Origin of the sequence: Staphylococcus chromogenes, from assembly GCF_029024625.1 — a bacterium.
GTDB lineage: Bacteria > Bacillota > Bacilli > Staphylococcales > Staphylococcaceae > Staphylococcus > Staphylococcus chromogenes.
In genome coordinates this window covers 1907610-1931507 of the sequence record NZ_CP118953.1, presented here as the reverse complement: position 1 = coordinate 1931507, position 23898 = coordinate 1907610, and the positions used below count along the sequence as shown (strand labels likewise).

General features: G+C 36.1%; 20 protein-coding genes and 1 pseudogene. 13 read left to right on the top strand and 8 right to left on the bottom strand.

Annotated elements, in window-relative coordinates:
* Positions 1-17 precede the first annotated feature (17 nt).
* From queE to queC, 3 genes are read right to left on the bottom strand one after another with little or no spacing between them, the layout of a single operon-like run.
* Complete coding sequence (queE, locus tag PYW36_RS09400) at positions 18-731, bottom strand: 7-carboxy-7-deazaguanine synthase QueE (protein WP_103159348.1); 714 nt, start codon at positions 729-731, stop codon at positions 18-20.
* Positions 724-1155 carry a 6-carboxytetrahydropterin synthase QueD gene (queD, locus tag PYW36_RS09395; protein WP_037572596.1) on the bottom strand — a complete coding sequence of 144 codons (432 nt, stop codon included), beginning with the start codon at positions 1153-1155 and terminating at the stop codon, positions 724-726. The genes queE and queD overlap by 8 nt, the downstream gene beginning before the upstream one ends.
* Positions 1152-1823, bottom strand: a complete 672-nt coding sequence (gene queC, locus PYW36_RS09390; RefSeq protein WP_103159349.1) for a 7-cyano-7-deazaguanine synthase QueC — start codon at positions 1821-1823, stop codon at positions 1152-1154. Before queC ends, queD begins: the two co-directional genes overlap by 4 nt.
* A gap of 331 nt (positions 1824-2154) precedes the next feature.
* Here queC and PYW36_RS09385 point away from each other — a divergent pair, with 331 nt between their 5' ends.
* The 6 genes from PYW36_RS09385 to ltaS all read left to right on the top strand — a co-directional run bounded on the left by PYW36_RS09385 (position 2155) and on the right by ltaS (position 8853).
* Complete coding sequence (locus PYW36_RS09385) at positions 2155-2748, top strand: anthranilate synthase component II (RefSeq protein ID WP_037572590.1); 594 nt, start codon at positions 2155-2157, stop codon at positions 2746-2748.
* On the top strand, positions 2732-3868 hold the full coding sequence (locus PYW36_RS09380) for an anthranilate synthase component I family protein (RefSeq protein ID WP_103159350.1): 1137 nt from the start codon (positions 2732-2734) through the stop codon (positions 3866-3868). The genes PYW36_RS09385 and PYW36_RS09380 overlap by 17 nt, the downstream gene beginning before the upstream one ends.
* A 3-nt stretch (positions 3869-3871) precedes the next feature.
* Complete coding sequence (locus tag PYW36_RS09375; protein WP_103159351.1) at positions 3872-4480, top strand: aminotransferase class IV; 609 nt, start codon at positions 3872-3874, stop codon at positions 4478-4480.
* Positions 4481-4712: 232 nt separating this feature from the next.
* A complete protein-coding gene (locus PYW36_RS09370; RefSeq protein ID WP_103159353.1) occupies positions 4713-5396 on the top strand; it encodes a 5-oxoprolinase subunit B family protein in 684 nt (227 codons plus the stop codon).
* Positions 5393-6397, top strand: a complete 1005-nt coding sequence (locus tag PYW36_RS09365; RefSeq protein ID WP_037572575.1) for a 5-oxoprolinase subunit C family protein — start codon at positions 5393-5395, stop codon at positions 6395-6397. The genes PYW36_RS09370 and PYW36_RS09365 overlap by 4 nt, the downstream gene beginning before the upstream one ends.
* Before the next feature lie 518 nt (positions 6398-6915).
* Complete coding sequence (gene ltaS / locus PYW36_RS09360) at positions 6916-8853, top strand: polyglycerol-phosphate lipoteichoic acid synthase LtaS (protein ID WP_103159354.1); 1938 nt, start codon at positions 6916-6918, stop codon at positions 8851-8853.
* A gap of 154 nt (positions 8854-9007) precedes the next feature.
* Here ltaS and PYW36_RS09355 read toward each other — a convergent pair whose 3' ends face one another.
* Positions 9008-9823: a ZIP family metal transporter gene (locus PYW36_RS09355; RefSeq protein ID WP_103159355.1), complete on the bottom strand. Its 816-nt coding sequence runs from the start codon at positions 9821-9823 to the stop codon at positions 9008-9010.
* A gap of 112 nt (positions 9824-9935) precedes the next feature.
* Here PYW36_RS09355 and PYW36_RS09350 point away from each other — a divergent pair, with 112 nt between their 5' ends.
* From PYW36_RS09350 to PYW36_RS11380, 7 genes and pseudogenes are all read left to right on the top strand, one after another.
* The gene (locus tag PYW36_RS09350) at positions 9936-11813 is read left to right on the top strand and encodes an ABC-F family ATP-binding cassette domain-containing protein (protein WP_103159356.1); all 1878 of its coding nucleotides are present in this window, start codon (positions 9936-9938) and stop codon (positions 11811-11813) included.
* A 10-nt stretch (positions 11814-11823) separates the two neighbouring features.
* Positions 11824-13602 carry a DNA helicase RecQ gene (gene recQ, locus PYW36_RS09345; RefSeq protein WP_103159357.1) on the top strand — a complete coding sequence of 593 codons (1779 nt, stop codon included), beginning with the start codon at positions 11824-11826 and terminating at the stop codon, positions 13600-13602.
* 222 nt (positions 13603-13824) lie between these two features.
* On the top strand, positions 13825-14778 hold the full coding sequence (locus tag PYW36_RS09340; protein ID WP_103159358.1) for an ABC transporter ATP-binding protein: 954 nt from the start codon (positions 13825-13827) through the stop codon (positions 14776-14778).
* Positions 14775-16289 carry an ABC transporter permease/substrate-binding protein gene (locus PYW36_RS09335; protein ID WP_103159359.1) on the top strand — a complete coding sequence of 505 codons (1515 nt, stop codon included), beginning with the start codon at positions 14775-14777 and terminating at the stop codon, positions 16287-16289. The genes PYW36_RS09340 and PYW36_RS09335 overlap by 4 nt, the downstream gene beginning before the upstream one ends.
* A 182-nt stretch (positions 16290-16471) precedes the next feature.
* Positions 16472-17521: a histidinol-phosphate transaminase gene (hisC, locus tag PYW36_RS09330; protein WP_103159360.1), complete on the top strand. Its 1050-nt coding sequence runs from the start codon at positions 16472-16474 to the stop codon at positions 17519-17521.
* A gap of 70 nt (positions 17522-17591) precedes the next feature.
* Positions 17592-18119 carry a 5' nucleotidase, NT5C type gene (locus tag PYW36_RS09325; RefSeq protein ID WP_037572553.1) on the top strand — a complete coding sequence of 176 codons (528 nt, stop codon included), beginning with the start codon at positions 17592-17594 and terminating at the stop codon, positions 18117-18119.
* Positions 18120-18903: 784 nt separating this feature from the next.
* Positions 18904-19013, top strand: a pseudogene (locus tag PYW36_RS11380) (IS3 family transposase); the annotation flags it as partial.
* Between the two features lie 61 nt (positions 19014-19074).
* Here PYW36_RS11380 and PYW36_RS09315 read toward each other — a convergent pair.
* From PYW36_RS09315 to PYW36_RS09300, 4 genes are all read right to left on the bottom strand, one after another.
* Positions 19075-20001 carry a diacylglycerol/lipid kinase family protein gene (locus tag PYW36_RS09315; protein ID WP_037572549.1) on the bottom strand — a complete coding sequence of 309 codons (927 nt, stop codon included), beginning with the start codon at positions 19999-20001 and terminating at the stop codon, positions 19075-19077.
* A gap of 238 nt (positions 20002-20239) precedes the next feature.
* Positions 20240-21751 carry a peptide MFS transporter gene (locus PYW36_RS09310; protein WP_103159361.1) on the bottom strand — a complete coding sequence of 504 codons (1512 nt, stop codon included), beginning with the start codon at positions 21749-21751 and terminating at the stop codon, positions 20240-20242.
* Positions 21752-21927: 176 nt separating this feature from the next.
* Positions 21928-22428, bottom strand: coding sequence for a preQ(1) synthase (gene queF / locus PYW36_RS09305; RefSeq protein ID WP_037572545.1), 501 nt, complete (start codon positions 22426-22428; stop codon positions 21928-21930).
* Positions 22429-22450: 22 nt separating this feature from the next.
* Positions 22451-23323 carry a DMT family transporter gene (locus tag PYW36_RS09300; RefSeq protein ID WP_037572541.1) on the bottom strand — a complete coding sequence of 291 codons (873 nt, stop codon included), beginning with the start codon at positions 23321-23323 and terminating at the stop codon, positions 22451-22453.
* Between the last annotated feature and the right edge of the window lie 575 nt (positions 23324-23898).

The window sequence follows — 23898 nt, the reverse complement described above, 5'->3', positions numbered from 1 at the left end:
ATTTGGTTATTTATAATTTATACACCTTTTTTGTTGCTCCACAATAAGGTATGAAGTTGAGGCAATACGTAAACATTATTCATAGAGGCATCTGTCATTACACGATCAATCAACGTTTCGTAGCGCATAAGCAATTTATCTGTATGATGATCGACTTCCTCTTGTAAAAAGGGGTTTCCCACTTGTAAATAAAAGGGAAGATGAGGGTATCTTTGATGGATGCTTTGTGCGAAGGTGTAGTCTGCTTCATCGAACACAACAACTTTAAGGTTTAAAGTGGACGTCACACATTGTTCTATCACCTTATCTAATTCCTCTAAATTTTGGTGCATCCCAGAACTTGGAGGTTTAGGAGAGATAGTGAGATCGTCAATTTGTCGCATCCACGGTTGAAATTTACTTCCTTGAGTTTCTAGCGCAGTGTAAATTTGATGCGTTTGCAAAAGGTCGACAAGGGATTGAATGCCTTTAATTAAAGCAGGGTTACCCCCTGAAATCGTCACATGATTAAAGTAATCTCCGCCGATCGTTTTAAGTTCCTCATAAATTGCTTCAGGTGTCATAAGGCGAATGTCCTCTTTCGCACTGCCATCCCACGTAAACTTAGAATCACACCAACTACAGCGGAAATCACACCCTGCTGTACGCACAAACATTGTTTTTCTTCCAATGACCCGGCCTTCGCCTTGTATGGTAGGTCCAAAAATTTCTAGTACAGGTATTTTAACCATGCTGATGCTCCTTTTTACGTGGACGGTAGACGACATAACTCGAAGGGGTTTCTCTTAAAAAAACTTGAACACACGTTGGATTGTGCTTAAGCGTCGCTAAATGCGCTTCTACCATCTCATAAATCGTCTGAGCTACGACTTCTGTTGAAGGAGATTTCCCTTCAAAATGAGCCAAGTCATTTAAAAGATAATGATCGAATTGATCATGTACGAGTTGTTTAAGCGTACTAAAATTAACTAAAAAGCCTAAGTCATCTAACTGGTCTCCCGCAATTGTTAAATTGACGAAATAGGTATGACCATGAATACGTTGGCATTTTCCAGCGCGTGCATCTGGAATCGCATGGGCAGCTGAAAAATTAAAATCTTTATTCAGTTCAAAAACATAGTCGTGTGAAACTTGAGGATAGGTTTGATGCATCATGAATGACTCTCTCCTTTCTCAGCTAAATAAGCGTCTAAACCGTTTTGTCTTAATTGGCATGCAGGACATGTGCCGCAGCCTTCTGCGATAATACCGTTATAACAAGTTAAAGTATTGTGACGAATATAATCAAGTGCGCCCAGTTCATCGCTCAACGCCCATGTTTCTTTTTTGTTGAGCCACATCAATGGGGTGTGAATGACAAAATCTCGATCCATCGCAAGACTCATCGTCACGTTCATCGATTTGATAAAGGCATCTCGACAATCTGGATATCCTGAAAAATCCGTTTCGCAAACGCCTGTGATAATGTGTTTGGCATTGATTTGATAGGCGAGTGCACCAGCAAAAGATAAAAATAGCAAGTTTCGCGCAGGGACAAATGTGTTAGGGACGTCATTTGAAGTATCGATGGCCATATCATGAGAAGTTAAAGCATTCGGTGTAAGTTGGCTGAGTAAAGACATGTCTAAAACATGATGTTTTAAACCTTGTTCTTGCGCAATATTTTTGGCGACGTCAATTTCTTGTGAATGACGTTGACCATATTCGAAGGTCACAAGTTCCACTTCTTTAAAATGGGATTTGGCGTAAAAGAGACATGTCGTGCTATCTTGTCCGCCACTAAAAACGACAAGTGCTTTTTCGTTTTGAAGCACTTCAGACATAAAAAACCGCTCCTTTGTATGTAGAAGCTCCTAATGTAATCGTCTTAATCTGTAAGATGTCATCTTTGTCCATAAAAAAAGCCTGTCTTCTCCAAAAAGACAGACAGGACTAGACCGTTTAGCAGGGAGAAAAAATACTATCTTTCATCCCTATCGGGTGTCTAGTTTTTTATAGAGGGTTAAATGCTAGGAACCTCTGTCTTTAGTTACGTTCCATACTTTAATACATTTAAGTTCAGAAATCAAGGTGCAAAAACGGTTAATCTCTTTGTCAATCTCCGATACATCTGTGATAATAGATTTATTATTAATTTAAATGAGGCGAATGTACATGATAGTGATGATAGATAATAAAGATTCGTTTACATATAATGTGGTGGATTTGCTAAATGAAGCAACGATGTGTCAGATTGAGGTGATAGATATCAGTCATGTCAATGTCACGCAACTTAAAGAAATGCAACCGCAAGCTATTGTGATTTCTCCAGGTCCTGGCACGCCGAGAGATTACCCTATACTCTTTGAGGTATTACAACAATTCGAATCTCAATGTCCAATTTTAGGTGTTTGTTTAGGCTTTCAGTTGATTTGTGAGTATTACGGGGGAGATATTATTAAAGCGCCGTGGCCAGTACACGGGCATACGACGGAGATGTTTCATAACCAAATGGATTTGTACGAAGGTCTACCCTCGCCTTTTAAAGTCATGCGCTATCATTCCTTAATGGTGGATGCTGACACGGTGCATGCTCCTTTAGTCATTGCTGGACAAAATGAAGAGGGGATTATTATGGGAGTAAAACATGAAAATTATCCAATTTATGGTGTGCAATATCACCCTGAATCCGTATTATCAGAATACGGACGGGCACAAATGATTAATTTTTTGAGTAAGGTCGGTGTTCAACATGGTTGTCACATTTAATTTTCAATATTATCACGATGCGCATCATAGTGACAAAATCAATTTAACCTTTGATACGCCAGTACATCGTTTTATTGCTAAACGATGTGAGGCTGTCGGGGAAGTCATCGATCAAGCCGAATATTACCAAAAAGAAGGCTACTATGTCGCTCTTTATTTACCTTATGAAGCGGCGAAGTATTATAATGATAGTTTTAAATTAAAAGATCCGGAAAACGGGATATATGCCGCATGTTATGTCTTTGAACACCCTGTGACTGAACACAATTACGAGAAGAAAACGGTTGTGAATCAGCCCCTCGCTTTTCGTTTTACAGAATCTAAAGCGCAAATTCAGCACCAAATTGAACGCATTCAACAAGAAATTATCGAAGGACAAACGTATCAAGTCAATTATACAACGCGCCTTGAAGCACCTATTACGATGGGGATTCAAGCTTTATACCAACAACTCACCGCACAGACTAACGGACATTATACGGCGCTATTTGATACTGATGAAATACAAGTAGCTTCTATTTCGCCGGAGTTGTTTTTTCAGATGGGTCCCTTTGATGAACACGAAAAAATGGTCGTCAGTAAGCCTATGAAAGGGACGATGCCTAGAGGGAATACAAAAGCAATAGATGATGAACATAAACAAGCGCTTGAAACCTCTGAAAAAGACCGCGCAGAAAATGTGATGATTGTCGATTTGTTGCGTAATGATATTACGAGAATCGCTCAACCAGGGACGATTCGGACACCCCGACTTTTTGATGTAGAGCGTTATCCCACTGTCTTTCAAATGACGTCAATGGTAATCGGTGAAGTTGCTGATAACAAATCATTAAACGATGTATTGGGGGCATTGTTTCCGTGTGGCTCCATCACAGGTGCGCCAAAAGTGAATACGATGCGTATCATTCACGAACTAGAGGCTTCACCAAGACATATCTATTGTGGGACACTGGGACTTTGTTTACCGGATGGTCGCGCTATTTTTAATGTGCCGATTCGCACTGTACAATATTTAAATGAAAAAGCGGTTTACGGTGTGGGCGCTGGGATTACAATAGATTCAGATAGTGCGAAGGAATATGCAGAATTCCAAGACAAAACTAAAATTTTAGAGGGATAAATTATGGAACTCTTTGAAACAATGCGTTTAGAAGAAGGTACATTTAAACGAGAGAGCTATCATTTTCAAAGGCTGAAACGTGCAAGTGAAGCGTTTCAATTTAATTTTAATGACATCAAATGGAACGAGCTCATGACAGAAATTTCAACTTTGCTCCCGACTGGAACGCACCGTATTAAAATTCGTTTGAAACAAGAAGGGACATTTCAGTTTGAGCATGCGCCACTTCCGCCGACTGAGCAAATGACGGTAGGCTTACAACAGATTTGTTCCAACACGCCGACGTGGCAACGCATTTATAAAACGACGGAGCGAGATTATTTAAAACATACACACGAGACGCAACTGATTCTACTTTATGATACTAATGATAAAATTTTAGAATTTGATATTGGAAATGTTGTTGTCGAATATGAAGGTCGATTTTACACACCCCCCTATGAAAAAGATTTTTTAAAAGGATGTATGCGTCAAAGTTTACTAGACCAACAGCAACTGATAACAAAACATATGACATTAGCTACTATGAGGCAATTTTTAAATCAAGGTGGTAAACTATGGATGATTAACAGTTTAAGAGGATGGGTGCCTGTTAAACTTATTAATGTATAGAGGTGGGCGACATGCTTCTTTTATATTTGGTTACCATCATTGTTGTGTTGTGGATAGGACAAAGAATAAATCAAAAGCTTTTAGAGCGTGAGTGGATAGTCCGCGCCTATATTGTATTAGTTGTTATTTTGAGCATTCAAGCGGTTTTGATTTATCATTTTGTCAAAGCACTTTTAAAATGGCTCACATTTATATTAAAGTTATTCTATAAATAATTAATGGGGTGAAACTCATGAAAGTATATAGCCAAGGCGATCAGGCTATTGTCGTGTCGTTAAAGGGAGCACTTTCGCCTAAAGCGACAGAGCGATTATTAATTTTAAGGCAGTACTTATTAGAACAAGGCTATCCTTTTATCACTGAAATTGTTCCTACTGAAACGGATATGCTTATTTCTTATGATGCAAGACAAATGATGAAACATTTGGACATTTCATCTCCTTTTTTATATATGAAAGCCTTAATTGAACAAATTGATTTAAGTCATGAAACTTGGGATGAAAAACGCCATTGTATTAAAGTCCCTGTTTACTATGGTGGAGACAATGGCCCACATTTTGAGTCCGTTTTAGAAGAACTAGGATTGACCCGAGAGACCTATATTCAACAACATACGGCACCTGAATATTTTGTTTCGATGATGGGGTTCTCTCCAGGTTTCCCATATTTATCAGGCCTTCCAGAAACATTGGCCGTGCACCATACAGCGAAAGAAAAGCAATTTATCCCTGCAGGCTCTGTGATTTTAGAAAATAAAAAATGTGGAATCACAACGACAGACATTTATGAAGATTGGCTTGTGATAGGGTATACCCCACTAAAATTATTTGATGTCTATCGTGAAGATATGGTTTTAATGTCGATTGGGGATCACGTTAAATTTTATGATGCCGAAGAAAGAGGAGAGGCAAAATGACAATCATCATAGAAGAAGGTGGCTTGTTTTCAAGCTTTCAAGATTTTGGACGTATAGGTTATGAACACTTAGGTATCATACGTAGCGGCGCATTAGACGTGTTAGCGCATGAAATAGCGAATCGACTTGTAGGTAACGACAGAAATGAAGCTACATTAGAGATGACCAATCAAATGGCACGTATACGTTTTACCGAACCCACATTAATTGCATTGTCCGGTGCACAGGCGATAGCTTATACAGAAGATATGCGCGTCAAAATAAATACATTATATCTTATGAATAAAGGTGATGTTTTAACCTTTGATTATGTCAAACGCGGAGCGCGTGTTTATATGGCGATTGCAGGAGGATATGAACTTGATGAATGGTTAGGCTCAGCCTCAACAGATACGATTTCACAGATGGGAGGTTTTCATGGACACGTGCTCAAAGACGGAGATGAAATTCCGATGAAACGTAATTACAATGCACGCCATCATAAGTTATTTGAAAACCTCCAAGACGTGCGCCATACCAACTGGGGTGTGGATGGATATGCTTTATCATTCAATTATCTTTCAGACGTTGTGCATGTCATTCCAAATAAAGGGACAGAAGACTTTGAAGACGCCACATTAAATCAATTTATCCGAAAAGAATATAGTGTGACGAGTAAAGCGAATCGAATGGGCATTGTCCTCGAGGGAGAACCAATAAAGGCCTACTATAATGGCTTTCCTCCTCATCGATCCGTAAAACGAGGGACGATTCAAGTTAAAAAGGAAGGCGCGCCCATTGTATTATTAAATGATCACTATACACTGGGGAGTTATCCGCAAATTGGTACGGTTGCAACGTATCATTTATCTAAAATTGCGCAAAAACGTCAAGGATCTAAAATTAAGTTCCAATTTATTGATGTACTTCAAGCTGAACAAAACTTAGTCAAATATCATCGGTGGATAAAACAACTGTTTCACGGCATTGAATATCGCATGCAAAGTGAAATGTTAAAATAAGAACGAATTCATAAAAGTACGCAAGCTTTTCGGTTTCGACGTGTTGTATTCCTATAGCCATCAAAAATTTACGTCCAACTAAATTTTGATGGCTATTAATATGTGTATGGATAGAAGGGCTGAAAGGAATAGGAGAAAGAATAAAGCTATAATACATCTATAGTCCGAGTACATTTAAAACGGCATCAGTTATACTGTATACATTCGAGAAAATTAACGATTTATCTATGTTTATTAAGAAAGTATGAATACATTTTAAAAGACGTATGTTGCAAGTTTTGAGAAGAAATAAATTTGTTTGTATTTACGTTTAAAACGCCTTTTTTACTTGAAAAATGACACTAATTCGTATATATTGTTATATTGAACTTACTTATGCATGTTACGAGAATATTACAAATATAAAGTTAATCTAATTATTTTTGTTGAAATATTAAGTTGTTGAATATCTATTAATGATTACGATTTGAAAACTGTGCGCAATGCACCATATGAGATGAAAATATGGGGGAACATGAATGGAAAAGAATAGAAAGAAAATAGGGATATTTACGTTTTTCCTGTTGATGGTTTTAACGATTTCTCTTAAAACGTATTTCGCCTATTATGTTGACTTGTCACTTGGTGTTAAAGGACTTACGCAAAACTTAATTTTATTAATGAACCCTTACAGTTTACTCGCACTGATTTTAAGTGTCTTTTTATTTTTTAAAGGAAAAAAAGCGTTTTGGTTTATTTTGATTGGTGGATTTTTACTCACTTTTCTACTTTATGCAAACGTTGTTTATTTCAGATTTTTCTCTGACTTTTTGACGTTCAGCACATTGAACCAAGTGAGTAATGTTGATTCAATGGGTGGTGCTGTTGGTGCATCATTCCAATGGTATGACTTTGTTTATTTCTTAGATATTATCGCTTATTTGTTTATTTTAATCTTTAAACAAAAATGGCTCAGCCTAAACGTTTTCCATAAAAAATTCATTCCGGTTGTTATGGCTACAGCAGTCGCTTTATTCTTCTTAAATTTGGCGTTTGCAGAAACGGACCGACCTGAATTATTAACACGTACTTTTGACCATAAATATTTAGTGAAATATTTAGGCCCTTATAATTTTACAGTATATGATGGCGTGAAAACGATTCAAAATAACCAACAAAAAGCGTTGGCTTCAGAAGATGATTTAACTAAAGTGTTAAATTATACAAAGCAAAAACAAACAACGCCGAATATGGAATATTACGGTAAAGCTAAAGGCAAAAACATTATTAAGATTCATTTAGAAAGTTTCCAAACATTTTTAATCAATAAAAAAGTGAATGGCCATGAAGTGACACCATTCTTAAATAAATTATCGTCTGGTCAAGATGACTTTAGATATTATCCAAATTTCTATCACCAAACAGGACAAGGTAAAACATCAGATGCTGAGTTTACAATGGATAACAGTTTATATGGTTTACCGCAAGGCTCTGCATTTTCTTTAAAAGGTGATAACACATACCAATCTTTACCAGCGATTTTACATCAACAAGAAAACATGACGACGAATGTAATGCACGGGGACTATAAAACTTTCTGGAACCGTGATCAAGTTTACCGTCACTTTGGTGTTGATAAATTCTATGATGCGACATATTACGATATGTCACCAGAAAATTTAGAAAACCTTGGATTAAAAGACAAAGAGTTCTTCAAAGAATCAGCAGACTATTTAAGTAAGGAGAAAAAACCATTTTACTCACATTTAATTACCTTAACAAACCATTATCCATTTACGCTAAGTGAAGAGGATGCTTCAATCCCACCTGGAAATACAGGTAACTCAACAGTAGATGGTTATATTCAAACAGCACACTACTTAGACCAATCGGTAGAACAATTTATCAATGATTTGAAAAAACGTGGTTTATATGATGATTCAGTTATCATTTTATATGGTGACCATTATGGTATTTCTGAAAACCACAATAAAGCGATGTCACAATTACTTGGCGAACCTATTACACCTGCGAAATTTAATGATTTAAATAAAACAGGTTTCTGGATTAAAGCGCCAGGTGTTGAACCTAAAGTTGACCCAACTTATGCAGGTCAAGTAGACGTAATGCCTACATTGCTTCATTTAATGGGTATCGATACGAAAAACTACATTATGTTAGGAACAGATATGCTTTCAAAAGATCATAAACAATTGATTCCATTCCGAAATGGTGATTTTGTAACAGATCAATACAAATACGTAAATGGTAAAGCCTATAGTCACAAAGATAATAAACCACTTACAACACCGCCTGCAGATTTGCAAAAAAATAAAAATCAAGTTGAAAATGATTTAGAAATCAATGATGAAATTTTAAACGGGGATTTAATGCGTTTCTATAAAAACCCAGATTTCAAAAAAGTCAACCCAAGAGACTACAATTATAAAGCGGGTCCAAAAGGTAAAGAAAACTAAACTAAAAGAGCACTTTGGCATGGTCCAGAGTGCCCTTTTGAGGCTAGGACATAAAGATTACCAATAATTAGAAAGCCATCAAAATTTATCTGAGAATAAATTTTGATGGCTATTTTGATACAACTTAATTCAATAAAATTGAGTTGGTAAATTCTTAACCTAAGGCCACATCTAAAATCATCATTAATGTAAAACCTGCCATTAAACTTAACGTGGCTAAATCTGTATTTTTGGCAGATTGTGAGTCGGGAATAAGTTCTTCCACAACAACAAATATCATCGCACCTGCTGCAAACGCTAAAGCATATGGCAAAATAGGGGTTACCACAATCACTGCTGCAGCACCTACAAGGGCAAACACAGGTTCAACTAAAGCAGAAGCTTGCCCATAATTAAAAGCTTTCCATTTGCTACTGCCTGAGGCACGGATAGGGAGAGAGAGTGCTGCGCCTTCTGGAATATTTTGTATCCCTATTCCAATAGCTAACCCTAAAGCGCCTGAGAGGGTAGCTTGCGTATTGCCTGTAGCCAGTCCTCCAAAAGCCACGCCTACAGCTAAGCCTTCAGGAATATTGTGAAGGGTGATTGCTAAAAATAGCAACGTATTTTTAGTGAGATTTGTAGGTACACCTTCTTGTTTTTGTGATTCATCTTTAGCATTACGGTGCATATGTGGGATGACGTAATCTAATGAACGAATAAAGAGTCCTCCCAATAAAAAGCCAATAGCAGCAGGAAGCCATGGAACAGCGCTGTCTGAACTGCTTTCGATAGCTGGTTGTAAGAGCGACCAAAAGCTTGCCGCAATCATGATGCCAGCCGCAAAGCCTTGCATTGAGTTTAACACTTTTTCATTCACATTTTTAAAAATAAAAACAGTTGCAGCCCCTAATGCAGTTAATAACCAAGTAATGATACCAGCTAATAATGCTTGTAATGTGGGCGACAACGATGTAAGAAAATCCACCATACATAAAGGCTCCTTATATCAATTAAGTTCAAAAAAGTGTATAATATATAGAACTGATTTAAGCGTAACAAATAATCAAGAGTAAATCTATATGAAAAAGGAAGTATGACCGTTGGAAGCGTTTAAAATTGAACACCTCAATAAATCTTATGCAGATAAAGTCATATTTGATAATTTAGCGTTATCGATTTCCAATCAAGAGCGAATTGGACTGGTTGGTATCAATGGGACGGGGAAGAGCTCTCTACTCAAAGTCATCGCTGGGCTAGATGAAGATTTTACAGCGAATGTGACGCACCCGAAACAATATAAAATACGGTATGCAGCACAAAAAGAAGAGCTAGATTTAGACGCGACTGTCTATGACGTGGTTTATCAAGCGGAAACCGAAGCTTTACAAACCATTCGTCGTTATGAAGAAGCTGTAGCTACTTATAATGAAACAATGACAGAGGCCGCTTTAGAGGACATGATGCGTGCACAAGCACAAATGGACGATCAAGCAGTATGGGACTATAGCGCTGAAATTAAAACGATTCTTTCGAAATTAGGCATCCAGGATACCAGTCAAAAAGTTCGTTCACTTTCAGGCGGACAACAAAAGCGAGTGGTATTAGCGCGCACACTCATTGAAAAGCCAGACTTGTTGTTACTTGACGAACCGACGAACCATCTCGATTTTGAATCTATCCAATGGTTAATTCAATTCGTAAAATCCTATCCTAAAACCGTGATGTTTGTCACACATGATCGTCACTTTTTAAACGAAGTGGCTACACGAATTGTCGAATTAAAACAAGGCCAACTACGGTCTTACCCAGGTAATTATGAGGACTATATTGCGATACGTTCAGAGCGCGAAGAAATCGAACAAAAACAACATGCAAAACAGCGTGCTTTGTATAAACAAGAGCTAGAGTGGATGCGGGCAGGTGTTAAAGCACGTACGACTAAACAACAAGCCCGTAAAGATCGTTTTCAAGATCTTGAACATCAAGTGAAGTCGCATCAAACTCAAGATAAGGGTGAATTGAATTTAGCTTATTCGAGACTCGGAAAGCAAGTGTTTGAGCTAGAAGATATTCATAAATCTATCGGAGAAAAAGTGCTTTTTAGTGCTTTTTCCACAATTGTGCAAAAAGGAATGCAAATTGGTATTGTCGGACCTAATGGAGCGGGTAAAACGACATTGTTAAATATTTTAGCAGGGCTCGATGAAGACTATAGCGGCATTTTAAAGGTTGGGCAAACCGTTAAAATTGCTTATTTTAAACAGACAGATGAAAGATTAAATCGTGATATTCGTGTGATCGATTTTTTACGTGAAGAAAGTGAATTGGCACGTCAAAAAGACGGGACAGTCGTATCGGTCACGCAATTGTTAGAACAATTTCTTTTCCCAAGTGCGACCCATGGCAAAAAGGTATTTAAACTCTCAGGTGGGGAGCAAAAACGATTATACTTACTTAAACTTCTTGTACATCAACCGAATGTCTTGATTTTAGATGAGCCAACCAATGATTTGGATACAGAAACTTTAACTATCTTAGAAGATTATATTCAAACATTTGGCGGCACAGTCATTACGGTTAGCCACGATCGTTACTTTTTAAATAAAGTCGTTGACCGATATTGGTATATTCACGATGGACAAATTGAAATTATCCTTGGAGACTTCGACGACTATATGGCCTATAAAGGACAATTAGAAAAATTAAATCAGTCCTCAAAAGCTGAAGCTAAAAAGCCTCATACAGTCAAAAAGAAAAGCAGAAGTCTGTCCTATAAAGAAAAGCGCGAGTACGAGATGTTACTCCAACGCATCGATGAAACCGAGTCACGTTTAACTGAAATTGAGCAAGAAATGATTGAAGCGAGTGCAGATTATGCAACGATAAAACAATTAAATGATGAAAAAGAAAGTTTAGAAACACAATATGAGACGGACATCACAAGATGGAGTGAACTTGAAGAAATCATTGAACAGTAAGAGGGATAAAATGGAACAAACACTGTCACATTATTTTGGATATACGCGTTTTCGTCCAGGGCAAAAAGAAATCATAACGAACGTTCTTAACCAACAACATACGTTAGGAGTACTACCTACTGGCGGTGGGAAATCCATTTGTTATCAGGTGCCAGGCTTGATGCTTGGAGGAACCACGCTTGTCATCAGCCCGCTCATATCATTGATGAAAGATCAGGTTGATCAATTACAAACCATGGGGATTTCTGCGGCCTATTTGAATAGCAGTTTAACAATAAAAGCGCAAAAAGAAATTGAAGCGCAATTAATTCAAGGAGAATTGCAATTTTTATATATTGCCCCAGAAAGACTCGAAAATGATGTATTTTTACGTTTGTTAAGACGTGTAGACATTAAACTTGTCGCTTTTGATGAAGCCCATTGTATTTCTAAATGGGGGCATGACTTTAGACCGAGTTATCAGGCGGTGATACATCATGTTATGGCTCTGCCACAACATTTTGCTATTGTGGCTTTAACGGCTACAGCTACTGCTGAAGTCCAACAAGATATCATGGCACGCTTAGGGATTCATGCGCACCGTTTGATTAAAACGAGCATTAAACGTCCGAACTTAATTTTTAAAGTGAACAATACATATCAACGGCAAAAGTTTGTGTTAGATTATGTAAAAGATCATCCGACAGTGTCAGGGATTATTTATTGTTCGACACGTAAGCAAGTCGAGGCGCTTTATGAAGCGTTAGAGGATGCAGATGTTTCTGCAACTTATTATCACGGAGGATTAAATGCCAAACAACGTGATGAGGCTCAAAATGACTTTTTGTATGACCGTAAACGTATTGTTGTGGCGACGAATGCGTTCGGTATGGGAATTGATAAATCAAATGTACGCTACGTGATACATTATAATATGCCTGGAGATTTAGAGTCTTATTATCAAGAAGCAGGGCGTGCAGGTCGTGATGGGTTAGAAAGTGATTGTATATTACTGTTTAGTGATCGGGATATTTCACTCCACCAATATTTTATCTCCTCATCAACAGCGGATGAGGATTATAAAGAAAAGATGGGTGAGAAACTCACTAAAATGATTCAATATACAAAAACAAATAAATGTCTTGAAGCGACGCTCGTGCATTATTTTGAGCCTAATGAAAAATTGTCTGAATGCGAAAAATGTAGCAATTGTGAGGCCCAAAATAAAACATATAATATGACTCAAGAAGCTAAAATGATTATTAGTTGTGTCATTCGATTGGGTCAAAAAGAAGGCTATCAAACAGTCATTCAAGTATTAAGAGGCGAACATTCTGATTATATTAAACGCCAAAACTATGATGCGTTATCTACGTATGGTCTTATGAAAAGCTATACAACAGGTGAACTCCACCACTTGATTGATGAATTACGATTTAAAGGCTATTTAAATGAATATGATGAAATTTTAATGTGTGACCGTTCAGTTGAACAATTGTTAAATGAAGGAGTTCAACTGTTAACGACACCATTTAAAACCAAATCTAAAGAGCGTGTGAATATTAATACTGTTGAAAGCGTCGATCGTTATTTATTTGATGTTTTAAGTGAGGTACGTCAAAAATTGAGTGAGCAACTGGATGTTCCACCAATTAATATTTTTTCAGATTATACGCTTGAAGAATTTGCGAAAAGAAAACCGACGACAAAGCAAGAAATGATTCAAATTGAAGGTGTTGGAAGTTATAAATTAAAACATTACTGTCCTCAATTTTTAGAGGCTATTCAAGAGTATAAAACGCATGCATAAGCTTGTGTTCAACTGTCGACAAATTTTAGTGATTGTCGACAGTTTTTTGTTTTCAAGAGATGTGTACAGTTTTCATTGTAATATAGTTTGAATTGAGGTTTTGACATGTTTAGAGTGAGCTTAATTATGTGTTAATTTTAATAAAATCGAGAGCTTATCTTTAGAAGAATAGGGTATAATTTTTACAATGGAAATAAAAAGTATTTTAAATGAGGGGACTATATGATTAAATTCGAGAATGTTACGAAACGGTATGGAGAAAAAATTGTTGTCGATAAAATTAATCTGAACATTCGGGAAGGTGAATTTTTTGTATTGATCGGGCCTTCAGGATCTGGTAAAACAACGACAATGAAAATGATTAATCGACTCATCCCTTTAACAGATGGCTATATTTATTTTAAAGACCAACCTATTAGTGATTATTCTGTTTATGAGATGCGTTGGGATATGGGGTATGTATTGCAACAAATTGCTTTATTTCCGCATATGAGTATTCGTGATAATATTGCGCAAGTACCTATGATGAAGTCATGGACACAACCAGAAATTGACCGTCGTGTAGATGAACTTTTAAAAATGGTTAATTTAGACCCTAATACATATCGAAATCGAAAACCTGATGAACTATCCGGAGGGCAACGGCAGCGTGTAGGTGTCGTACGTGCTCTAGCTGCAAATCCGCCCGTAGTCTTAATGGATGAGCCGTTTAGTGCGCTTGATCCAATTACACGAGAAAATTTACAAGATGACCTATTACGTCTTCAAGCACAAATCAAAAAAACGATTGTCTTTGTCACGCACGATATTGAAGAAGCGTTTAAACTGGGAGACCGAATTTGTTTGTTAAATGAAGGTCATGTAGAACAAATTGGGACCCCTAATGAGTTTATTCAACATCCGAAAAGTGAATTCGTTAAACAATTTATTGGAGATTTATCAAGCGTGTTTATGAATCATTTTACGTTACACAAAGTTGCAGAATTGATAGGCACACCGACAACGGAAACTGAGCAATGGCCTGTCGTAACGGGAAATCAATTTGTGAGTGATATCTATCATGAGTTTGCGGATCATGAAACAGTCATTGTCCAAACAACGGATCAATACTGGAAGGTAACGCGACAAGATATTTTCGAATTCTTATCAACACATCGGGCAGGTGATAAGGCATGAGTACTTTTTTATCAACTTTAAATGAACGAAAAGGCGAGTTGTTGTCTACGCTCATTGAGCACATTCAACTGTCATTTATTGCTTTATTAATTGCAGTATTAATTGGTGTGCCTTTAGGAATTCTATTAACTAAGCAAAAAGGGATTGCAGAAGTAGTTATCAATATTGCCGCCGTGTTACAAACCATTCCGTCCTTAGCTTTATTAGGTTTAATGATTCCTTTATTTGGTATTGGAACCGTTCCTGCAATTATTGCGTTAGTCGTTTATGCACTACTACCTATCTTAAGAAATACATATACGGGTGTCACTGGTGTAGATCCATCCTTGATTGAAGCGGCTAAAGGGATTGGGATGAAGCCTGTAAGACGACTTTCAAAAGTCGAATTACCGCTTGCAATGCCTGTTATTATGGCAGGGATACGCACGGCTATGGTATTAATTATTGGTACAGCAACGTTAGCAGCATTAATAGGTGCTGGTGGTTTAGGGGATTTAATCCTTTTAGGAATCGATCGTAATAACACGGCGCTTATACTCATTGGGGCTATCCCAGCTGCACTTTTAGCCATTATTTTTGATATTGTTTTACGCATATTAGGGCGCATCTCATATAAAAAAATGATGATTACTTTAGGTGTAATATTGTTAGTCATGTTCTTAGTAACCATTGCGCCACTTTTTGCGCAAAAAGGTGAACGTGTGACATTAGCTGGTAAACTCGGCACAGAACCTTCTATCGTGACGAATATGTATAAAATATTGATTGAACAAGATACAAATTATCAAGTTGACGTTAAAGATGGGATGGGAAAAACGACTTTCTTATTCAATGCACTAAAATCAGATGACATTGATGGTTATCTTGAATTTACAGGAACTGTTTTAGGAGAACTCACAAAAGAGTCGCCGAAATCTAAAAATGAGCAAGCCGTCTATGAACAAGCCAATCAAAGTTTAGATCGTAAATTTGATATGAAAATGTTAAAACCGATGAAATATAATAATACGTATGCACTAGCTGTTAAACGAGACTTTGCTGAAAAACATCACTTAAAAACAATCGGTGATTTGAAAAAAGTAGAAAAAGAGATACATCCTGGATTTACGTTGGAGTTTAATGATCGTGGCGATGGTTATAAAGCGGTTAAAAAGACGTATAATTTAAACTTTAACCAGGTAAAAACAATGGAACCTAAATTGAGATATCAAGCTATTGAAAAAGGAGACATTAATCTTATTGACGCGTATTCAACAGATGCAGAGTTAAAACAATACGACATGGTAGTCCTTCAAGATGATAAGAAAAGTTTTCCGCCTTATCAAGGGGCACCACTGTTTAAAAAATCATTTATTGATCAACATCCAGAAATTGAAAAGTCCTTAAACAAATTAGAAGGTAAAATTACTGACGAACAAATGCAAGAAATGAATTATCGTGTGGCAGAAAAAGACGAAGACCCTTATGAAGTTGCGAAATCATATTTAGAAAAAGAAGGGCTTCTCAAATAAATAGGTAAGACAACGGTTTGAGAGAATTCAAGCCGTTGTTTTTTTAACAAGACACTTTGACGCTTTAAAGCAAATGTGCAATAATAATTATTATATATGAATTAGGTTGTAGCATTTTTTTCATATCATCGTTATAATAGTAAACATATTCCAAAAATTCTGAACATTGGAGGCGGACATTGATGAAATCACAACTCACACAACTGAGCGCATATCAACCTGGATTGTCACCAGAAGCGTTGAAGAAAAAATATAATATTGAGGGAGAACTGTATAAACATGCCTCGAATGAAAATGTTTTTGGTCCATCTCCAAAAGTAAAAGAAGCCATTAAAACGCATGTCGATGATTTATTTTTATATCCTGAGCCGAATGCTCCCTTATTACAACAAGCGATAGCGAAGCATTTTGACATTGAACCTGAGCGTATCTTATTTGGTGCAGGCTTGGATGAAATGATTGTTATTATTTCTCGAACATTATTACGTGCCGGAGATAAGGTGGTCACAAGTGAAGCAACATTTGGCCAATACTTTCATAATGCGGTTGTTGAAGATGCGAATATGGTGCAAGTTCCTCTTAAAGATGGACATTATGATTTAGATGCGATCGCTGATGCTGTCGATGAAGAAACAGCGATAGTATGGCTATGTAACCCAAACAATCCTACTGGAACATATCATTCTCATGAAACGATTGAAGCTTTTATCCAAAAAATTCCTTCAAACGTTACGATTATTTTAGACGAAGCTTATGCAGAATATGTGACGGCCAAAGATTTTCCACGCACATTAGAATTAATGGAAAAGTATCCTAATGTTGCGATGTTACGCACATTCTCTAAGGCCTATGCTTTAGCGGCCTTACGGATTGGTTATTTGATTACCACTAAAGAACTCGCTGCACAACTGAATGTCTTACGTCCACCGTTCAACACGACACGTTTGTCTGAACAGGCGGCCTTAGCTGCTTTAGAAGATCAAGATCATTTAAAAAAAGCTGTCGAAATTAATCAACAAGAACGTCAAAAGTTTTATGAATTGGATACAAATTTAACCATTTATCCCTCACAAACTAACTTTGTATTTGTAGAAACATCAGAAGTTGAGGCATTGAATGAAGCCCTATTAAAAGAAGGTATTATCGCGCGCGCTTTTCCGAATGGGGTGCGTATTACGATTGGTTTCCCAGAACAAAACGCTGTCATTCGTAACGTTTTGTCTCGATTTTAAGCCACAGCGATGAATTTCATTATCGCGTTTGCTATAATCAACGTAATGAAGTAAATTGAGGAGCGATACAATGAGACAGTCTATTGGGATAGATATGGACGAAGTATTAGCGGATACTTTCGGCGCGATATTAGATGAATTTAATCGACGGACACAATTAGGCGTGACTGTGGAACAAATCGTTGGTAAAAAAATTTATGATATCATGCCTGAACACGCTGAAGAAATTAGAAATATTTTAGCGTCAGACGGTTTTTTTAGACGTCTTGAAGTGATTAAAGACGCAAAAGAAGTCGTTAAAAAGTTAGCAGAACATTATGATATCTACATAGTGACTGCCGCGATGGATGTACCCACATCTTTTCACGACAAATATGAGTGGCTAAAAGAGCACTTTCCATTTTTAGATACACAACAATTTGTATTTTGTGGACGCAAAAATATCGTTGCTACAGATTATTTAATTGATGATAATCCTAAACAATTGGCGATTCATACAGGTAAACCTTTAATGTTTACAGCACCGCATAATAGAGACCATACTGAGTTTGAGCGTTTAAATAATTGGAAAGAAGTAGAAGCCTATTTCTTAAATTAAAAGGACAAAAAAAACGGGACTGCATGTGTGTACTGCATCCCTAAAGTTGAACCTAACAAATTTAACTTTGGGGGTGTAATTTGTTAGTTTAGACACTTACAATTGTAGAAATATTTGTGCTATTTTTGTATTTAAAACAAAAATAACGGCTAGTGAACAACTCACCAACCGTTAATAGAACCTATTTTCTGCATTTATTGAAACTTTTATGACACCAATTATACTAAAATTTTTCTACTAAAAGGAGAAGAAAATGCTTAAATCTAATCTAATAAGAATTATTGTATTACTATTGTTGATAGCTACTATTATCGTTTATTTTACTATTGGATTTGGTTGGATATGTCAATTACTAATAGTGGTAATGTTTATTTTATCTTTAAGCTATCCTCGCTTCAAAGCAAAGGATGATAAAAAAATATGACTATTCCAATCATTTCTGATATATCATTAAATACAAGCACGAATATCTCTCTTTAATTTGTTTGAGCACTTACAATTATAGAGATATTTGTGCTATTTTTGTATTTAAAACAAAAATAACGGCTAGTGAACAACTCACCAACGGTTAAAAGTATAGAAACCTGTTTTTCGAATAAGAATTTATTCAGATCAAGGATGGCATTACTAAAATATAAATTATATTGAGTCTCTAAAAGAAAATGAAGTGTTTCAAATTATGTCTAGAAAAGCAAGTTCTCTAGATAGCGTTAATGAAATTTTTTTGGAGTATAAAAATATGAAATGTATTGGAGTATCGTTTGAAACATTCCAACAACTAGCAACAGCTATTCATAAGTATACAAGTTTTATAACAATACAAGAATTAAATCAAAAATCAAAGGCTTGTCTCCTTGGCAATATAGGAAACAAACCTTTGAAATATTATACTAAACCAAAGTACAACTTTTGGGGCTCAGTGTAGTTATGAGATTGCGCTCCCGTTTTTGGTGCTTTATTGATTAGTAGGTAAGGCAGTGAGTAATTTAATTTTTTGAGGCTCGATATCAATCGTGATAGGGGTTTCGAAATCGATTTCACCATCAATATCGACGCGCATTTTCGGTGTTGTAGAAATGCGGATATGGTGACTTGGAATATGTTGAATATTTTCACTAATTTCATTCCATGTCATACTGTCTCGTAAGCTAAAAATATCTTTTAAAATGCTAATGCTATAGTTATTAAAAATAAATGTACTCAGCTGACCGTCAGAAGGGGATAAGTCTGTCATTGGAACTTTACCTCCACCTATAAAACGTCCATTTGCGAATAAAATCATAGAGGTTTCACCTGTATAAGTCTCACCATCTATTTCTAATTCATAATCAAAATGTTCTGGATTCGTGAGTGTTTTAAACGTCGAAGAGATATAGCTCAGCTTACCAAACACATCTTTAGATTTTCCTTCCACATTTTCAGCGTTTTGGACCATTAAACCAATACCTGCGAAATTTAAGGCGTATTGATCATTATTAATTTTCATCACGTCATAGGCTTCAGGTTCAGCTAAAAGTAAGTCATGTGCGGCATCGCTAGCGCGATTAGAGAGATTTAGTGTTTTTGCAAAATCATTAAATGTTCCTCCAGGGATAACTCCGATAGGGAGGTCTAAATTGTTTTTTAAAACACCGTTGATTAATTCGTTGACCGTACCGTCGCCTCCTAAAATAAAAAGGACATCTATTTCTTCAGCATTGTTATTTTCAGAAATTTGTTGGCAATAACGTTCTATATCACCTTCATTTTCACTGAGTTGAATTGAGAATTTCTTACATAATTGGGTTAAAGCTTCAGTCACTTCACCCAAACCTTCATGTATTTTATTAAGACCGGAATGTTGATGATAAAATAAGAGACCATGTTTGTATTTTTGTGTCATTTTATTTCCCACTTTCATAAAACCTATACACTGTCATATATACCGCATTTTAAGCAAATTTAATCGTAAAATAGTAATTCCTTAAAAGAAGTTAGGATTTTAAAACGAAAAAACTTTTAGAGAAAATCAAAATGTAACTATTTTAAAGCGTATAAAAATAGCCGTCAAAATTTACCCTTTGATAAATTTTGACGGCTTTCTAACTTAAAGTAGCATTCTTCTAGTGCTGATTTTAAATTTATTTAACACCTTGCATTAAGTTTTTAATGACAGGTGTGATAAGAATAAGCACGAAACCAATGGCGATAGCGAAAATACCTGAATATAAAAAGTACTCATTTGAGCTAATCAATGTATACACTTTAACCATTTGAGCATTCAAACCTTGTGCCATCGCATTTGATAAGAACCAAATACTCATCATTTGTGCGGTAAAGGCTTCAGGTGCAAGTTTCGTCGTTGTTGATAAACCGATAGGGGAAATACATAATTCACCTAAAGTAACGATTAAGAAACTAGCCACTAACCAAAACGGATTAATTAATGTCGCTTCAGCTGAAAGAGGCACCACCATTATTAAATATGAAATCCCTGCTAAAATAACACCGATAGCAAACTTTAAGACAGTTGGTGGATTGTAGCGTCCGAGTTTCACCCATAAAATAGAGTAGAGTGGCGCTAAGATAACAATAAATAATGGGTTTAAAGACTGGAACCATGCAGGTGGAATATGAAAATCAATAAGCCCGCCTGTAATGACCGCTAAATTTAATTGTGTTTTAGTGTCTGCAAATTGTGCAAGCACTGTAGACCCTTGCTCTTGAATCATCCAAAATGCAACTGATGCAATAAATAATGGAATATAAGCAAACACACGTTTACGTTCATAGTCTTTTGTCTTTTTACTTAAAATCAGTTTGATAAAGTAAAATAATGGTAAAACAATACCTAAAATAGTAACTAAATTTGCAAAATTTGGTAACGTTAATTGATTGAATAGGCCTAAAACGAATAAAAGTACCGCAACGACTGCAACGACGATAAGAACAATTTTAATCATTTTAGTGCGTTCTGCTTTAGTGAGTGGATCAGGTATTTCTAAACCTGCAAGTCCGAGATTCTTTTTGTTTGTGATTAAATATGTAAGTAATCCAAAGAACATACCTACCGCTGCAAGGGCAAACCCAAGGTGGAACCCTACGTTTGATTGTGCCCATCCTACTACGAGTGGTGCAATTAATGCACCTAGGTTGACAGACATGTAAAAAATTGTAAATGCTGCGTCTAATCTTGGATCGTTTTTATCATACAATAGACCCACTGTTGATGAAATGTTGGGTTTGAGTAAGCCCGTACCAATAATTAAAAAGAGTAGTGCGATAAGTAATAATGTAAAGTTATTCGGAAGCGAGAGTAAAATATGACCGACCATAATGAGTACGCCACCGAAAAAGAGTGCATGGCGTGTGCCTGTAATACGGTCAGCAATCCAGCCGCCAATAATACCGCTCATATATATTAAAGCACCATACATTGAAACGATTTGTAGTGCTAAACCTTGGTCAAGTCCAAATCCACCTTTAGCTACTGAGTAATAGATATAATAAGCTAAAATTGCTTTCATACCATAATAACTAAAGCGCTCCCAAAACTCTGTGAAGAATAACGTACTTAACCCTTTAGGATGCCCGAAGAAACCTGTGCGGGGTGTACTAGCAAGGATTTCTTCTTTGCTATAATGCTGATTCATCTATTCATTTCCCCCTTAAATCGTGAAGATAAAACTATTTTAAACCTATTGTAAAGTTTTAACAAGAAAATTCAGTAAATTTTGAATGGTTTCAAGTCAAATTAGTGACAATTTCTAACTATTTAAAAAAGGCTCTACTGTTGACGACGATGTCAAGTGTAGAACCGTTAAGAAAATTAGCGATTATCAATTTTTTCAGGATACATGTCATGATTCATAAGACGATGTTCAGCCATTGCTTCATATTTTGTATTTGGACGACCATAATTTGTGTACGGATCGATTGAAATCCCGCCACGTGGCGTGAATTTGCCCCAAACTTCAATATAGTGAGGATCCATTAAATCGATTAAATCATTCATAATGATATTCATACAATCTTCGTGAAAATCCCCATGATTTCTGAAACTAAATAAATAAAGCTTTAAAGATTTAGATTCTACCATTTTAATGTTTGGGATATATGAAATATAAATGGTCGCAAAGTCAGGTTGTCCTGTGATAGGACAGAGCGAAGTGAACTCTGGGCAATTAAATTTAACAAAGTAATCGCGACCTTGGTGCTTATTATCGAAAGTTTCAAGCACATCAGGTCTGTAATCAAATTCATATTTATTGTTTTGATTGCCTAACAGCGTAATATCTTGTAATTCTTCTTTAGAACGTCCTTCTGTCATAAGGTTGACCTCCAGTCAGTATTTAATTTTGAGTTGAATTTGTACGGGCTTCACGTCTCGCTTTTTCAAACATGAAATAACTAGCACTTAAAATAATGACATAGCCAATCACAGCGATAAAGTCAGGTGATTCACCAAATAGGATGAAACCGATAAGCGCAGTGAAAATAATTGATGCATAAGTAAAGATTGAAATGTCTTTTGCGGGTGCAAAACTATAGGCAATCGTAATACCTATTTGACCCACAGCAGCGGATAACCCTGCCAAGATGAGATATATAATTTGTATTGAAGTCATTGGTTCATAAGTGAATAATACAAATGGTAGCAGTGCCACAACTGAAAATAATGAAAAATAAAACACGATAGTATACGGCGCTTCTCGAGTACTTAAAGCACGCACCGCCGTGTAAGCAGCGGCTGCAAAAATACCAGATAATAACCCCATTAAAGCAGGGATAATATCAGATGAAAACTCAGGTTTTACAACAAACAACATACCAATAATAGCTATCAGCATAGCAGTAATTTGATATTTTTGAATGTATTCTTTTAAGAAAATCAAACTTAACAATATCGTCCAAAATGGATTGAGTTTCATAAGAATATCTGCATCACTTAACACCATGTGATCGATAGCATAAATATTTAAGAGAACACCTGTCAATCCAAGTGTCGAGCGGAGAATGAGCAAAGGTTGACTGCTTAATTTTCCTAAAACAGGTTGCTTGTATTTGATAATAAAAAATAAGGGAATAAACATGGCAACCATATTTCGAGCTAAAGATTTTTGAAAGACAGGTAAATCACCAGCAAGACGAAAAAAAACTGCCATAAAACTAAATCCAATAGCAGAAATCAGTATAGCGATGATGCCTTTCATTTTTGAATTCATGGAATCGCCTCTTGTTATTAATTTTCAACGTATTAATAGTAGCATAATTTGGAAGTTTATGCATAAGAAGTTGAAAATTTGCGAATGAAAAGTTATACTAAAATCGAACATTTGTTCGATTTATACTACAACTAATTGCTAAATGTCAAGCATTTTTAAACGCTTTTAATTCATCTATAGGCGCATAAAATTTTCATAAATTTTCATTCGTTGGTATGAGTGCATTGAGTGACAATGAGTGACAAAAACTTTATTTTCTTCTTTAAAAAGCCAGAGGTCTGATGTACAATGATACATATATATAGTATTGACTGAGAACATTAAACACAATATATAGTGTTTAGGATGGGAAAATGGTAAGCAGAAACTACAAGTAGTTAGCAAGATTACACTTTAAAATGAGATTAACCCTAGCTCAGTTTCTTCACTCCAAATTAGAAATAGCTAACGAATAGAGTGTGTCTAATACACTATGAAAAGGAAATATATCTTAGATTTGTGAACCGAAATATATGTTCGCTTTTACTTCATTCCGATCATCCTCGATTTATTCACCCTTAAAACAATGTCATAAA

Excerpts from the sequence above, each read along its gene's own strand:
- PYW36_RS09310 (WP_103159361.1), bottom strand. The coding sequence starts at position 21,751 with ATGAATCAGCATTATAGCAAAGAAGAAATCCTTGCTAGTACACCCCGC.
- PYW36_RS09315 (WP_037572549.1), bottom strand. The coding sequence starts at position 20,001 with ATGACACAAAAATACAAACATGGTCTCTTATTTTATCATCAACATTCC.
- PYW36_RS09335 (WP_103159359.1), top strand. The coding sequence starts at position 14,775 with ATGAGTACTTTTTTATCAACTTTAAATGAACGAAAAGGCGAGTTGTTG.
- PYW36_RS09355 (WP_103159355.1), bottom strand. The coding sequence starts at position 9,823 with ATGGTGGATTTTCTTACATCGTTGTCGCCCACATTACAAGCATTATTA.
- ltaS (WP_103159354.1), top strand. The coding sequence starts at position 6,916 with ATGGAAAAGAATAGAAAGAAAATAGGGATATTTACGTTTTTCCTGTTG.
- PYW36_RS09300 (WP_037572541.1), bottom strand. The coding sequence starts at position 23,323 with ATGAATTCAAAAATGAAAGGCATCATCGCTATACTGATTTCTGCTATT.
- PYW36_RS09375 (WP_103159351.1), top strand. The coding sequence starts at position 3,872 with ATGGAACTCTTTGAAACAATGCGTTTAGAAGAAGGTACATTTAAACGA.
- queF (WP_037572545.1), bottom strand. The coding sequence starts at position 22,428 with ATGACAGAAGGACGTTCTAAAGAAGAATTACAAGATATTACGCTGTTA.
- PYW36_RS09365 (WP_037572575.1), top strand. The coding sequence starts at position 5,393 with ATGACAATCATCATAGAAGAAGGTGGCTTGTTTTCAAGCTTTCAAGAT.
- recQ (WP_103159357.1), top strand. The coding sequence starts at position 11,824 with ATGGAACAAACACTGTCACATTATTTTGGATATACGCGTTTTCGTCCA.
- queC (WP_103159349.1), bottom strand. The coding sequence starts at position 1,823 with ATGTCTGAAGTGCTTCAAAACGAAAAAGCACTTGTCGTTTTTAGTGGC.
- queE (WP_103159348.1), bottom strand. The coding sequence starts at position 731 with ATGGTTAAAATACCTGTACTAGAAATTTTTGGACCTACCATACAAGGC.
- hisC (WP_103159360.1), top strand. The coding sequence starts at position 16,472 with ATGAAATCACAACTCACACAACTGAGCGCATATCAACCTGGATTGTCA.
- PYW36_RS09380 (WP_103159350.1), top strand. The coding sequence starts at position 2,732 with ATGGTTGTCACATTTAATTTTCAATATTATCACGATGCGCATCATAGT.
- PYW36_RS09340 (WP_103159358.1), top strand. The coding sequence starts at position 13,825 with ATGATTAAATTCGAGAATGTTACGAAACGGTATGGAGAAAAAATTGTT.
- PYW36_RS09385 (WP_037572590.1), top strand. The coding sequence starts at position 2,155 with ATGATAGTGATGATAGATAATAAAGATTCGTTTACATATAATGTGGTG.
- PYW36_RS09325 (WP_037572553.1), top strand. The coding sequence starts at position 17,592 with ATGAGACAGTCTATTGGGATAGATATGGACGAAGTATTAGCGGATACT.
- queD (WP_037572596.1), bottom strand. The coding sequence starts at position 1,155 with ATGATGCATCAAACCTATCCTCAAGTTTCACACGACTATGTTTTTGAA.
- PYW36_RS09370 (WP_103159353.1), top strand. The coding sequence starts at position 4,713 with ATGAAAGTATATAGCCAAGGCGATCAGGCTATTGTCGTGTCGTTAAAG.